The 13,864-nt window shown below is 71.0% G+C and carries 12 protein-coding genes, 1 tRNA gene and 1 pseudogene; 10 read left to right on the forward strand and 4 right to left on the reverse strand.

The annotated features are described in order from the left end of the window. Positions 1 to 143: 143 nt before the first annotated feature. From ACRAKF_RS19135 to ACRAKF_RS19160, 6 genes are all read left to right on the forward strand, one after another. Positions 144 to 1,562, forward strand: a complete 1,419-nt coding sequence (locus tag ACRAKF_RS19135; protein ID WP_447038379.1) for an FG-GAP repeat domain-containing protein — start codon at positions 144 to 146, stop codon at positions 1,560 to 1,562. A gap of 128 nt (positions 1,563 to 1,690) precedes the next feature. Further along, positions 1,691 to 3,076, forward strand: a complete 1,386-nt coding sequence (locus ACRAKF_RS19140; RefSeq protein ID WP_447038380.1) for an FG-GAP repeat protein — start codon at positions 1,691 to 1,693, stop codon at positions 3,074 to 3,076. 74 nt (positions 3,077 to 3,150) lie between these two features. After that, positions 3,151 to 4,632, forward strand: coding sequence for an FG-GAP repeat protein (locus ACRAKF_RS19145; protein ID WP_447038381.1), 1,482 nt, complete (start codon positions 3,151 to 3,153; stop codon positions 4,630 to 4,632). Between the two features lie 289 nt (positions 4,633 to 4,921). Continuing rightward, entirely contained in the window at positions 4,922 to 6,403 is a 1,482-nt protein-coding gene (locus tag ACRAKF_RS19150) for an FG-GAP and VCBS repeat-containing protein (protein ID WP_447038382.1), read from the forward strand. A gap of 180 nt (positions 6,404 to 6,583) precedes the next feature. Then, complete coding sequence (locus ACRAKF_RS19155) at positions 6,584 to 8,035, forward strand: FG-GAP-like repeat-containing protein (protein WP_447038383.1); 1,452 nt, start codon at positions 6,584 to 6,586, stop codon at positions 8,033 to 8,035. 153 nt (positions 8,036 to 8,188) lie between these two features. Next, positions 8,189 to 9,172 carry a Yip1 family protein gene (locus ACRAKF_RS19160; RefSeq protein ID WP_447038384.1) on the forward strand — a complete coding sequence of 328 codons (984 nt, stop codon included), beginning with the start codon at positions 8,189 to 8,191 and terminating at the stop codon, positions 9,170 to 9,172. An 80-nt stretch (positions 9,173 to 9,252) separates the two neighbouring features. On the opposite strand, the gene ACRAKF_RS19165 is transcribed toward ACRAKF_RS19160, so the two are convergent. Both ACRAKF_RS19165 and dcd read right to left on the reverse strand, forming a co-directional pair. Continuing rightward, a complete protein-coding gene (locus tag ACRAKF_RS19165) occupies positions 9,253 to 9,750 on the reverse strand; it encodes a phosphoribosyltransferase (protein ID WP_447038385.1) in 498 nt (165 codons plus the stop codon). A gap of 8 nt (positions 9,751 to 9,758) precedes the next feature. Continuing rightward, complete coding sequence (gene dcd / locus ACRAKF_RS19170) at positions 9,759 to 10,334, reverse strand: dCTP deaminase (RefSeq protein WP_447038386.1); 576 nt, start codon at positions 10,332 to 10,334, stop codon at positions 9,759 to 9,761. A 670-nt stretch (positions 10,335 to 11,004) separates the two neighbouring features. On the opposite strand from dcd, the gene ACRAKF_RS19175 reads away from it, so the two are divergent. Next, positions 11,005 to 11,078 (forward strand) — tRNA-Gly (locus tag ACRAKF_RS19175). A 58-nt stretch (positions 11,079 to 11,136) separates the two neighbouring features. Here the strand turns inward: ACRAKF_RS19175 and ACRAKF_RS19180 are convergent. Then, positions 11,137 to 11,322 (reverse strand): annotated as a pseudogene (locus ACRAKF_RS19180) (hypothetical protein); the annotation flags it as partial. Positions 11,323 to 11,326: 4 nt separating this feature from the next. Then, positions 11,327 to 12,112, reverse strand: a complete 786-nt coding sequence (locus ACRAKF_RS19185; protein WP_447038387.1) for a GntR family transcriptional regulator — start codon at positions 12,110 to 12,112, stop codon at positions 11,327 to 11,329. Positions 12,113 to 12,219: 107 nt separating this feature from the next. Here ACRAKF_RS19185 and ACRAKF_RS19190 point away from each other — a divergent pair, with 107 nt between their 5' ends. From ACRAKF_RS19190 to ACRAKF_RS19200, 3 genes are read left to right on the forward strand one after another with little or no spacing between them, the layout of a single operon-like run. Further along, a complete protein-coding gene (locus ACRAKF_RS19190) occupies positions 12,220 to 12,627 on the forward strand; it encodes an NUDIX hydrolase (RefSeq protein WP_447038388.1) in 408 nt (135 codons plus the stop codon). A gap of 46 nt (positions 12,628 to 12,673) precedes the next feature. Beyond that, positions 12,674 to 13,105: an ATP-binding protein gene (locus ACRAKF_RS19195; RefSeq protein ID WP_447038389.1), complete on the forward strand. Its 432-nt coding sequence runs from the start codon at positions 12,674 to 12,676 to the stop codon at positions 13,103 to 13,105. Further along, positions 13,102 to 13,485 (forward strand): hypothetical protein, encoded by a 384-nt coding sequence (locus ACRAKF_RS19200; protein ID WP_447038390.1) that lies wholly within the window; start codon positions 13,102 to 13,104, stop codon positions 13,483 to 13,485. Before ACRAKF_RS19195 ends, ACRAKF_RS19200 begins: the two co-directional genes overlap by 4 nt. The last annotated feature ends 379 nt before the right edge of the window (positions 13,486 to 13,864 follow it).

The raw sequence follows: 13,864 nt of genomic DNA on the forward strand, positions 1-13,864 counted from the left end.
CGGTGTCGCTGAAAAGTACCGCCGATACCGGGTGATATCGGACGCCTCTGCGGGACTTTCGTGCAAGACCCCGGCCTATCGGCCCACCCGGAGCATCATGGGCTGGTTGTTGTCGGCTGTGGCGTTCGGGGCGGGTGAGGGGCATGCGGAGTGCCGGGGTACGGGGTGCGAGACCGGGCGTGGGGCGGGGCGTGGGGCGGGGCGTACGGCGCGGCGGGCTCGTCGGGGGTGCCCTCGCCGTGAGCTGCGCGCTGCTCCTCGCGGGCTGCGGCAGCGGTGACGGCGGCGCGAGCGGCGGCGGGAGCGGCGGTGACGCCTCGCACAAGCCCGTCAGCATGGCCGGCAAGGGCGCCCCGCAGCAGCCCGTCCCCCGCGGCAAGGGCAGCACGGTGGACGACGACTTCAACGGTGACGGCGCCCGTGACCTCGTACTCGACGACCTCGTGCACCGCGACCACGGCGACGACGCGGGCATCGGCGTCGTCTACGGGGGCCGGCGCGGGCTCGACCCCGGCGCCCGGCAGTTGCTCAGCGCGCACGCCAACGGCGCCCGTACGAAGGGCGAGCTGCCCGCGGCCTTCGAGTCCGAGGCCTCCTGCGACCTGGACAGGGACGGCTTCAGCGATCTGCTGGTCTCCACCGATCCGCCGTACGACGGGCTGGGCCGCCCACCCGTGCCGCTCCAGATCCTCTTCGGCTCGCCCAAGGGTCTGGTCGGCAAGGCCGTGAAGCTGCGCGTGCCGGAGCAGGCACGTTTCGGCAATGACTGGCCCGACCAGCCGGTGTGCGGCGACTTCGACGGGGACGGCGCCGACGACCTCGTGCTGCACGCCAGCGGGGCCCGGCTGTCGTACCTGCGCGGCCCGTTCAAGCGGACCGGCGCGCCGCGTGCCGTCACCCGGCCGGTCACCGCGCCCGGCAACAACCTCGTGAGCGGCCGCGCCACGGACGTCGACGGCGACGGCTACGACGACCTGCTCGTACGCAAGGCCGCGGGCGCGTCGGGCGCCGCCGCCAGTGCCCTCGTCCTGGGCGGCCCGCAGGGGCCCGACGAGACGGGGGTGCTCTTCCCCGCGGGCAAGGACCTCGCGTTCGGCCGCTTCGGCAAGGGCAAGGGCATGGACGCGGCCATCGCCACGCCGAAGGGCGTCGCCCTGCGCTACGAGGTGCCCGGCACCCTGCGGGGCGCCCTGGAGGCCAAGGACGTCGCCGTGGACGCGGGGGACCTCGACGGGGACGGCCTGAGCGAGCTCGTGGTGAGCGGGGCCGGCAGCGGCTCCGGGGGCGGCGCGGGCGACGTGCGCGTCTTCCGCGGCCGTACGGCGGGGCTCGCGGCCAACGCCACCGCCACGGTCGCCCCCTCGGCCGAGGGGACCACCCAGGTCCTCCAGGTCGCCGACTTCGACGGCGACAAGCACGCCGACCTCGTCCTGCGGACCTACCGGGGGGACAGCGAGGACACCGTGGGCGTCTACCCGGGCGGTGCACGGGACGGTCTCGTCGCGCGCAAGCCGTCCTTGACCTTCTCGACCGCGGAGTTCCTCGCGCTCAGCGGAGAGTGAGGAGTGAGGAGTGGTGAGGCGTGAGGCATGAGGCGTGAGGCGTCAGGGGCGGTCGCACAACCCTTCGTACGCCTCACCCGTCACACCACCGGAAGCACCGATCCATCCGCCACTTCCGGGAGCCCCACGTGCGCGTACGCAACCTGGCCGTCACCGCCTCCGTCGCCGCCCTCGCGGCCGCGGGGCTCACGCTGCCGCTCGCCGGTACCGCGAGCGCGGCCTCCGCCCTCAAGGACGACTTCAACGGTGACGGCTACCGTGACCTCGTGGTCGGCTCGCCCGTCACCAACTCCGTGACGGTCACGTACGGCTCGGCGTCCGGCGTCTCCGAGGGCCGCGCGGTCACCGTCACACAGGACACCGCGGGGGTGCCCGGGGTGAAGGAGGCCGAGGACGAGTTCGGCGAGAACGTCACCAGCGGCGACGTGAACAGGGACGGCTACGCCGATCTGATCGTCGGCGCCCCCGGCGAGAAGGTCACGGGCAAGCCCTCCGGCTCCGTCACCGTCATCAAGGGCGGCAAGAACGGCTTCACCTCCGGCGGCCACGTCGTCAACGCGCCGAGCGACACGGCGGGCCGCTTCGGCGAGGCCACCGTCTGGACCGACTTCGACGACGACGGCGGGGCCCAGCTCGCTGTGGTCAGCGGCGACAACTGGTGGTACTTCTCCCACGCGGGCGAGGACGGGCGCGCCTGGGGCCTTGAGGTCGACTTCATCCCCGAAGGCGTCCGCCTTGACGGCCTGGTCGCGGGCAACTTCAAGCGCAAGGACGGCATCGGCCTCGTCCTGTACGGCGAGCGCGCGGACGGCGGCGCCTGGACCGCCCACATGAACGGCGGCGCCGGTGACTACGGCTACGGGGCCGAGATCCTCGGCGAGGGCGACGACCGCACGGCCACCCGCGAGGCGGCCACGGCCGGTGACGTCAACGGCGACGGCTACGCCGACCTGATCACCGGCAATCCCCGCGACGGGCGCGGCGGCTCGGTCACCGTGCGGCTCGGCGGCGACCGGAAGTTCGGCGACCCCGTGACGTACAGCCAGGCCAGTGCGGGCGTACCCGGCACCGACGAGGCGGGCGACGCCTTCGGCTCCGCCGTCTCCGCGGGTGACGTGACCGGTGACGGCCTCGCCGACCTCGCGGTGGGCGCGCCCGGCGAGACGGTCGGCACCGTCGAAGGCACCGGCAGCGTCACGCTCCTCACCTCGGCCGACGGCACGTTCGCCGCAGGCAGGGCCTGGCACCAGGAGAAGGCCGGCGTGCCCGGCGTCGCCGAGGCGGGCGACCACTTCGGTACGTCCGTACGGCTCAAGGACATCAACAAGAACGGCAAGGCGGACCTGTCCACCGGCGCGACCGGCGAGGACATCGGCACGACGAAGGACGTCGGCGCCGTATGGGTGCTGCGGGGCACGGCGACGGGTCTGACCTCGTCCCACGCCGCCTCCTTCAACGGCTCCGACTTCGGCGTCGGCGGCGCGGACGCGGCCTTCGGTCACACGGTGCGCTAGGCCTGCCCTGGCCCGCACCGGCTGTACAGCTATACCCGGACCCCCTTATTCCGTAGGCGAGTTGGAGATACTCAGTGGTCGCATACGTGCGGAACTCCGCGCAGAAGTCCGCGCGCAACAAGCTCATCGCGGCGGGCGCGCTCTGCGTCGCCACCGCGCTCGGCGTCACGGGCCTGACCGCGGGCGCCGCGTCCGCCGCCCAGCCCTCGAAGCTGCGGGCCGACTACAACGGCGACGGTTACGTGGACCTCGCCGTCGGCGTGCCGGGCGCGACGGTCGGCGGCAAGGCCAAGGCCGGGTACGTCAACGTCGTCTGGGGCGGCTCCCGCGGCCTCGGCAAGTACGGCTCGGCCACCGTCAGCCAGGCCACGTCCGGCGTGCCCGGCACCGCCGAGGCCGGCGACGGGTTCGGCAAGGCCGTCACCTCCGACGACATGAACGGCGACGGCTACAGCGACCTGATCGTCGGCACGCCCGGCGAGGACACCTCGGCGGGCCCGTCCCGGGGGACCGTCACCGTCGTGTGGGGCGCCGCGCACGGCTTCAAGGGCGGCTTCACCGCCGCCAACGGGACCGAGACCGACAAGGACTACGGCGCGGTCCTGGCGACCGGCGACTTCGACAAGGACGGCGACCGGGACATCGCCCTCAACACCTACTCCGACGAGACCGGGACCGGCCGGGGCGCCGTGCGCCAGGGCCCGTTCACCGCCGGTTCGCCCTCGGCGCTCACCACGGTCCAGGGCTGGGCCTCCAGTGCGCCCACCGCGCTGACCAGCGGCGACTTCGACGCGGACGGCCGCGACGACCTGGCGATGTCATACGACGGCGTGAGGAAATCCGGTACGACGATCCACAGCACCGCCTCCGGCGACTGGAAGCAGCTCTGGTACACGGAGGTCTTCACCAAGGCCGGCCTGGCGGCGGGCGACTTCGACGGTGACGGCACCGACGACCTCGCGATCGGTGACGTCACGCCCCGCCACGACGGCCCGGAGATGAATTGCGAGTGGAGCGTGGGCGGCGCGATCTTCACCAACTACGGCAAGAAGGGCCACGACTTCGGCGACGGCGGCTACTCCTGCACCACCCAGGGCAGCCGGCAGGTCGGCGGCACCGAGGAGGACGAGGACAACTTCGGAGCGCACCTCGCCGTCGCCGACGTCGACAAGGACAGCAAGGACGAACTGATCGTCGGCGCGGACGCCGAGGCGGTCGGGACGGCCAAGAACGCGGGCACGTACTGGGTCCTCGCCTCGCGCGGCACCGGCGGGAACCTCATGGGCCCGGCCCACAGCCAGAACTCCACGGGCGTCGCGGGCACGGCGGAGGCGGGCGACCGCTTCGGCGCGGCCGTCGCCACCGGCGACTACAACGGCGACACCTACCCGGACATCGCGGTGGGCGCGCCCGGCGAGGACGGCAAGGGCGGCGTCTGGTACGCCGCGACCCCGAAGGACGGCCCCAACCCGCCGGTCACGTCGGTGACGCCGGGCAAGCTGGGGCTCACGGGCGCCAAGGGGTACGGGGCGGTACTGGGGCGTAGCGGTAACTAGGGGGCGGGCCGCGCGGGTTGGGATGGGTCCGTCCCTCACGCGCGGCCCAGAAGTTCTCCACAACCCCATACAACCCTTGGCTCGCGCCGACGGTCTCCTTTGCGCCTACCGCGGCGCCAACTCCCGGACAACTCCCGGCCACTTCCCGGACGACTCCGACTGAACGCGCCCGGAACGCCCGTAATCCCGTAGCTCTCGTAATCCCGTAACGCGGTAACGCCGTTACGCACCCCGTCGACATCCGCCGCGGATGCCCGCCAGGCATCCCCGCACGCCGCAGGAGAACCGTATGACCCAGCACCAGCGCACCACCGCCACCCGCAGACGCATCCGCCTCGCCGCGGCGACGGCCGTAGCCGCCGCCCTGACCGGCGGGCTGCTCACCGTCACGGCCGCCCCCGCGTCGGCCGCCGAGCCGCCCGCCGCCGTCCAGCCCGACGACGCCGACTTCAACGGTGACGGCTACGCGGACCTCGCCACCTCCGCCAGCCGCGCCTTCGTCGGCGGCAAGGACAGCGCGGGGCAGGTCGTCGTGACGTACGGCGGTACGCAGCGGCGCCACGTCACGTACAGCCAGAACAGCTCCGGGGTGCCCGGCAGCGCCGAGAAGGGCGACTTCTTCGGCTCCGACACCGCGTACGGCGACTTCGACCACGACGGATTCGACGACCTCGCGGTCGCCGCGATCGGCGAGGACGTCGGCTCCGACGCCGACGGCGGCACCGCACAGATCCTGTGGGGCTCGAAGAACGGCCTCTCCGGCGGCACCACGCTGAAGGACCCGCGCCCCACCAAGCACGACTTCTTCGGCGGGCCCATGCAGGCCGGCGACTTCAACGGTGACGGCAAGGACGACCTCGCCATCGGCGCCAGTTCGGGCGCCGCCACCATCGACATCTACAAGGGCGGCTTCACCCGCGGCGGCGGCACCGGCGGCCACTACACCGTCCTGCCGCCCATCCACAGCGGTGAGGACGCGGGCCCCCTCAACCTGCACTCCGGTGACGTCAACGGCGACGGCAAGGACGACCTGATCGTCGACGGGTTCTCCACCGCCGACGACTACAACGCCAACCTCTGGCTGCCCGGCAGCTCGCGCGGCGTCACCACGACCGGCGTGCAGCGGCTGCCCGGCGGCCACATCACCGACGTCGGCGACACGGACGGCGATGGCTACGGTGACATCATCATCGGCCTGACCTGGGACGACGGCATCGCGGGCGCCCACAAGGGCGGCAGCGTGCACGTGGTGAAGGGCAACGCCAACGGCCCCTACGGCGGCAGCGACGTCATCACGCAGGACAGCCCGGGCGTGCCCGGCAGCGGCGAGAAGGGCGACTCGTTCGGCACCGAGCTGGACCTCGGCGACATCAACGGCGACGGCCACCTCGACCTGGTCGTGGGCAGCCCCGGCGAGGACCTGGACGGCGTCGCCGACACGGGCTCGGTCACCGTCGTGCTCGGCGCGGCCGACGGCTCCGGCCTCTCCACGGCCGGCTCGGTCCTGCTCAGCCAGAACACCTCGGGCGTCCCCAACACCAACGAGAAGAACGACTTCTTCGGCTCGGACGTCCACGTGGACGACCTGAACGGTGACGGCCGCTCCGACGTCTCCATCGGCGCGTTCGGCGAGAACGGTGCCAACGGCGCGCTGTACCTCCTGGGCTCCAAGCCGAGCGGCGCGCTCACCGGCACGTCCGGCGTCTACACGTCCACGCTCGGCATGTCCGACTCGGGCACGCCGCGCCTGGGCTCCAACTTCGCCGACTGACGCAGTTCATCCGCCTCGCGGTAGCGGCAACCACCGGTGGCTACGGCGGGGTTGCGGAAGCGCAGCCCCGCCGGTCGCCGCCGGTCGCCGTCGGTCCGGCGGCCCACCGGTCCCTCGATCCATCGGTCCCTCGATCCATCGGCCTGAGACCCACTCGTACCCCGAAGAGCTGGAGACCCCGTGCGCATACGCACCCTCGCCCTCGCCGCGGCCACCGCGCTGGCCGCCACCGGTCTCACCGTGCCCCTCGCGGCCACGGCGAGCGCCGCCCCCGACAAGCCCGTGCGGAGCGACTTCGACGGGGACGGCTACGCCGACCTCGCCGTCGGCGTGCCCAGCGGCACCGTCGACGGCAAGGCCAGGGCCGGCTACGTGAGCGTCGTCTTCGGCGGCCCCGGTGGGCCCGGTTCGAGCAACGTGCGCCGCATCACGCAGGCCACCGTCGAGGTCCCCGGCACCCCGGAGGCCGGTGACCGCTTCGGCGGGGCGGTGACCACGGCATACGTGGACGACGACCGGTACGCCGACCTCGTCGTCGGCGCCCCGGGGGAAGACCTGGGCGCCAAGACCGACGCCGGCTCCGTCACCGTCCTGTACGGCACCGGCGACGGCTTCGCCCTGGCCAACACCGCCGCCCGCGGCACGAAGACCGGCGACGTGTACGGGAACGCCCTGGCCGCCGCCGACTTCACCGGTGACGGCGACGTGGACCTGGCGGTCGGCGGCAAGGACAAGGTCGTCGCCAACCTCAACCCCCTCGCCGCCCGCACCGGGCCCCTCATGGGCGACCGCATGGGCGGCCGTGCCCCCGTCATGACCACCGGCGACTTCGACTCCGACGGCCGCGACGACCTGGCCGTCGCCTACTACACGAAGAACCAGCCCTACACGCAGTCGCACGTACAGGTCCGCACGTACGACAAGGCCGAGGGCACCTTCGGCCTGACCTGGAGCAGCGACAACAGCGCCGCGAACGCCCTCGCCGCCGGTGACTTCAACGGCGACGGCCGCGACGACCTCGCCCTCGGCAACTGCCGTGAGATCGCCGACGAGAACATCGACGACCCGTGCGGCCCCGAGAAGCTCGCCGAGGGCGGCGGCATCCACATCCACCACGGCGGCCCCGACGGCCTCATCTGGGAGGGCCAGACCCTCAACCAGGACACCCCCGGCGTCCCCGGCGTCGCCGAGACGGGCGACGACTTCGGCAACGCCCTCACCGCCGCCGACCTCGACGGCGACGGCAAGGACGACCTGATCGCGGGCGCCCCCGGCGAAGCGATCGGCAGCGCTGCCCGCGCGGGCGCCGTCACCGTGCTCAAGGGCGGCAAGAAGGGCATCCTCGACGCCTCGGGCAAGGCGGACGCGATCGCGTACCAGCAGAACTCCCCCGGCGTCCCGGGCACGGCCGAGAAGGGCGACGCCTTCGGCACGACCCTCGCCGACACCGACTACAACGGCGACGGCCGCCCCGACGTCTCCGTCGCGGCCCCCGGCGAGAACGCCTCCGCGGGCGGCGTCTGGAACCTGCCCGGCGGCGCCACCGCCGGCAGCACGGCCGTCACGCCCAAGTCCATCGGACTGCCCGCGTCAGCACACCCGTACGCGTACGGAGCGGTGATCGGCGGCTGACCTGTCGGGGTTCCCCTAGGCGGGGTTCCCCTAGGGGCTCCCTGTCGGGGCCCCCGACAGGGAGCCCCTAAGGGTTGTCACAGGTCGGCAGCAAACCCTGTCTCCTCCCAAGGAGGGACGACCCCGGCCCCGAAGACCAGGTACGTTCGATTCGTGGCTGGATTCAGGATCGGACGCGGCCGGGACAACCGCTCCCCGCAATCGCGACCGCAACAACAACCGCGGCAGCAGCCGTACGGACAGCAGGCCCCCCAGGGGCAGCAGCCGTACGGCTACCCACCCGCGCCGCCGAACCCGCAGCAGGGCGGTGGCCCCCAGTACGGGGGCGGCCCCCAGGGCGGCGGTGGCCCTCAGTACGGGGGAGGTGGCGGTGGCGGCCCGCAGTACGGCGGTGGCGGCCAGCAGTGGCCCCAGGCCGGCGGCGGCCACGGCGAGCCGGAGTACTTCGGCGGCGCCCCGGGCCAGGGCCCCCAGGGCGGCTACGACCCGTACGCGGCCAACAACCCGGGTCACACCCAGGCCTTCTCCATCGGCGAGGACGCCTACACCCAGGGAGACACCTACCGCACGGGCCAGGCCCCGGCGGCGCCCCTGGGCCCCCGCCTGCACTGGAAGGACCTGCTGCGCGGCATCGTGCTGCGCCCGGCGCCGACCTTCCTCCAGATGCGGGACTACGCGATGTGGGCCCCGGCCGCCGTCGTCACGTTCCTCTACGGCCTGCTGGCGATCTTCGGCTTCGACGACGCCCGCTCGGACGCGATCAACGCCACGCTCTCGTCAGTGGTCCCGTACGTCCTCACCACGGGCGTCGCGATCACCATCAGCGCGTTCGTCCTGGGCGTGGTCACCCACACCCTGGCGCGCCAGCTCGGCGGCGACGGCGCCTGGCAGCCGACGGTCGGCCTCTCCATGCTGATCATGTCCCTCACGGACGCGCCCCGCGTGATCGTGGCCCTGTTCCTGGGCGGCGGCCAGCCCTTCGTCCAGATCCTCGGCTGGGCGACCTGGCTCGCGGCGGGCGCGCTGCTCACCCTGATGGTGAGCAAGTCCCACGACCTCCCGTGGCCGAAGGCGCTGGGAGCGGCCTCGATCCAGCTCCTGGCGATCCTGTCGATCATCAAGCTGGGCACGTTCTAGCGGCGGCACGCGTACGTACGTAAGACGTAGCGACAAGGGCCCGGCGGACAGTTGTCCACCGGGCCCTTGTCGCGGCTCGCTCAGGCGTCGAGGACCTGACCGGAGCGCTGCACGACGGGCGGCTCGACGCTCCAGGGGAAGTTGATCCACTGATCGGTCCGCTGCCACACGTACTCGCACTTCACGAGCGAGTGCGACTTCTCATAGATGACGGCGGAGCGCACCTCGGCGACGTGGTCGAGGCAGAAGTCGTGGACGAGCTTCAGCGTCTTCCCGGTGTCGGCGACGTCATCGGCGATGAGCACCTTCTTGTCGGTGAAGTCGATGGCGTTGGGAACGGGCGCGAGCATCACGGGCATTTCCAGCGTCGTCCCGACGCCCGTGTAGAACTCCACGTTCACCAGGTGGATGTTCTTGCAGTCGAGCGCGTAGGCGAGGCCGCCGGCGACGAAGACACCACCACGGGCGATGGAGAGGACGACATCGGGCTGGTACCCGTCGTCGGCGATGGTCTGCGCGAGCTCACGCACAGCGCCGCCGAACTTCTCGTACGTAAGATTCTCGCGCACGTCACTCATACCGCTGCTCACACCTGTGTCCGATGGAAATTGAGGAAGGACCGCGAGGCGGTCGGCCCGCGCTGCCCCTGATAACGCGACTCGTACCGCGCCGAGCCGTAGGGCTCCTCGGCGGACGAGGTCAGCCGGAAAAGACAGAGCTGCCCGATCTTCATCCCCGGCCAGAGCTTGATCGGCAGGGTCGCCAGATTCGACAGCTCCAGGGTCACGTGCCCCGAGAACCCCGGGTCGATGAACCCGGCGGTGGAGTGCGTGACGAGGCCGAGCCGCCCGAGGCTGGACTTGCCCTCAAGCCGACTGGCAAGGTCGTCGGGAAGCCCGATGACCTCGTACGTCGAGGCGAGCACGAACTCGCCCGGGTGCAGGATGAACGGCTCGTCGCCCTCGGGCTCCACGAGCCGCGTCAGGTCGGCCTGCTCGACGGAGGGGTCGATGTGGGGGTAGCGGTGATTCTCGAACACCCGGAAGTAGCGGTCCAGCCGCACGTCGATGCTCGAGGGCTGCACCATGGATTCGTCGTACGGGTCGATCCGCACTCGTCCGGAGTCGATCTCGGCCCGGATGTCCTTGTCTGAGAGAAGCACGCACCGAGGATACGCAGAGCGCGCGGGCCGACCACAATCACTCCCACCGCCCCGCACGCTCCGCGCCGCGCCCCTCTGCCGCTCGGCGCTGCCGCTGGGGCCCGCTGGGGCCCCAGTGGGACTGCCGCTGGGGGCTCCCGCTGGGGCTGGCTGCCGCCGGGGGCTCCCACTAGGGCTGGCTGCCGCTGGGGCCCCGCTAGGGCCGGCTGCCGCTGGGGCTACCGCTTCTGCGCGGTGACCGGCACGGAGTGCCGGAGGCGGGCGCAGCGCGGACACCGGATGAGCCGGCCGGGACCGAGCCGGTCCGCCTTCTGCATCGGGAACGACGCGGTACTGAATACATGCCCTTCGGCACATCGGACGACGGTGCGCTCCATCAAGTCCTCGAGTCCCTTCCCCAAAGCCGTAATCGGACCCGTACCGCTGCTGATCACGCGGCACTCACGCGCCTCGGTCCCGTTCCCGGGCCGGCGCCGAAACCCCACATTACGGTACGAAAGGTGCGCCCCTCCAGGCGCCACGACCACCGGCCACGGTACGCCCAACTCCCTCACGCCGCACGGCGCATCCACCCCCCGGACAGCACTCGGACCCCATGGCGACAGCGCCCGGGGCCCGGTATGGGGTACAGTGTGCGACGTTACGACACCGCTTCTGGCGGCGTCTTCTCGCGGGTGTAGTTTAGTGGTAGAACATCAGCTTCCCAAGCTGAGAGTGCGAGTTCGATTCTCGTCACCCGCTCCACAGTTAAGGCCCAGGTCAACAACCCGGGCCTTTTTGCTGTCCTCGCCGAGCTCACGGAGCCATTGAAGACCCTTTCCCACGGCCGGGCGACGAGTCCCGGGAGCGAGTCCGGCGCCCCGAGCGCCAGCCCGTCGGAGACGCCGATTGTCATCAGCACTTCCCCACTATCGACGTCCTTCGCAATCTCTCCGGTCTGACGGTCGCGGACTGAGGGTGTGTCACAGCGCGAACCACCGGCGGTCAGGCCCTCACGTGGCCGGGAGCTGGTACGACAGGACGTAGGCGTCCGCCGCCATCACGGTGTCGCAGACCTCGACGGCCCGACCGGCGGTGTCGTACGCGGTGCGGATCAGATGGATCACGGGCACACCGGAGGCCAGCCGAAGCGTCTTCACCTCGGACGGCGCGGGCATCCGGGCCCGAATCTCCTCCTCGAAGTGGTCGAGGTGGTGGCCCAGCTCTTCGAGACGGGCGTAGATGCCGCCAGGGCCGGGGTTGGGCTCGGCGATCTGTGTACCGCGTGCGATGTCGAGGGGTAGATACGACGTGGCGAACTCGACCGGTCGGCCATCCAGCAGATACCGGCGGCGACGAGCAAGCACCCGCCGCACCGACCCGAGCCGGGTGGCGATGTCCTGCGTGGCCTTCTCCTCCTTGACCTCCAGGCTGTCCACCTGGGGGTGACTGCCCGCAGCGTCGGCCTCGACGATGAAGGCGGACTTACCTTGTTCGCGGTGGCGCCGGGCGAAGCGGTCAGAGGCTAGGCGTCGGACCGGTGGCCGTGGTCGCACGAAGACGCCCTTGCCGTGTTCGGCGTGGACCAGGCCCTCACCCTGGAGAACGGAGAAGGAGTTCCGAACGGTCATCCGGGATACGCCGTAATGCTCGACGAGTTCCGCCTCCGAAGGCAGCTTCTCGCCCTCCTTGAAGCGCCCGCGGTCGATGGACTCGCGGAGCTGGTCAGCGATCTGCCGGAAGACCGCACGGTCACTCGTAGGGTCGATGGCGCCGAGCAGACCGGGAAGGGACGTCACGTGTACTCCTTTAGGCATCTAGACGAGTGGGCGAGTGTTGTTGCTACGGTGGAGAGCCTAGCTATTCGAGAGGGCCGAGGACCTTGAGCACTGACCGTCCGCACTCCGTGAGCGTTGCTGGAGTCATCGTCGACGACCAGGGCCGAGCCCTCTTGATCAAGCGCCGGGACAACGGCCAGTGGGAGCCCCCGGGCGGCATCCTCGAACGTGAGGAAACCATCCCCGAGGCCCTGCAACGCGAAGTCCTGGAAGAAACCGGCCTGAAGATCGCGCTTCCCGCGACCCTCACCGGCATCTACAAGAACATGACGGGCTTGATCGTCTCCATGGTCTTCCGCTGTGAAGCCGTCGACGGTACGCCCACCACCGGCGACGAGACCCGAGCACTGCGCTGGGCCACCCGCGAAGAAGTCACCGAACTCGCCGACGAGGCCTATGCGATCCGCGTCCTGGACGCACTCGACGCGGCATCCCCGCCGGCCATTCGCGCCCATGACGGCGTGAAACTCGTCTAGCTCGAACCCGCTGCACATGGCGGCCTACCAGCACGAAGGAACTTGTATGCACGAGTATACGAGCACGATCCGAGTCTGGGGCCTCACTTGCCCAGGATTCCCCGAAGAGGTCAGCCGGGCCCGACGCTGGACACGGGACATCCTGCGGGGCTCGCCGCTGGCGGACGACGCCGAACTGATCGTGAGCGAGCTGAGCGCGAACGCGATCCTGCACACGGCCAGCGGACAGAAGTCCGGCAGCTTCCACCTGCTGATCGAGGTCTCACCCGAGATGGTCGCCCTGTCGGTCACGGACGGCGGAGCCACGGGAACCGTCCCCAAGGCCGAGCACCAGGACGCGGAGGCCGAACACGGCCGGGGCCTGGACATGGTCAGCGCCCTCGCCCACCGAGTCCTCGTCCACGACAACGACTACGGCCTCACGGTCACCGCGGCCCTCTACACCAAGGCCGGCCAGGGAGCCCAACTATGCCAATGAGCAGGCCCCGACGCGGCTACTGGTGCGAGTGCTGGACGGAACCCACGCCGACGGACGGCCAGTCCGAACCACACCTACGAGCGTCCTTCGACGCCTACTCGGCACCCCAGGCGGACCGATGGGTGGCGGTCGCACTCCGCACGATCTCCCCAGCACTCGACGCCGACGCATCAGACGAAGCCCGGCAATGGCTGTACGAGGGCCGCGTCCACACCCGCAGAGCACTCCTCCAGATGCAACCCTGCACGGTCTCGGTAACCCACACCGACACACGCATCACCTGGACGATCCGCCCAGTCCTCTTCCTGTTCCTCGCACACCGCCAGGCAGCAGAACTCCCGGCATGCGCACACGACTTCAAGCCGCAGCAGACGGACTGAGTTACAACTTTCTCTACTGGTTCAAGGCGGCTCGCTCCGCTCCCCGCGCGCGGCCCGGCTCCCTGGGCCGCCGCTCCTGTCTCCGCCCCGCTCCGGCCCGGTCCACCAGGCCGCGCGACAAGAGCCGGCGGCCAACTGAACTCAGAGAATGGGTACATCGTGGCTGGGGCGGTCGGCTCCACGGCTTTACGCAGCCACTTTGGGGCGAGCCTCTAAGATCATGGCCCCAACGTCGTGCTTTACGGGAAGGTCCACAGACCGCCCGACTCGCCATGAGCTTACGGGGCCATGATCACTCGCCCCAAAGCAGCTCCAGCCCAAAGCCGCTACGCCGACCGCGTCGTTGGGTACTTCGCGTACTTCCCCAGCGCTCACGCAC

This window comes from Streptomyces sp. DSM 118878 (assembly GCF_052936595.1).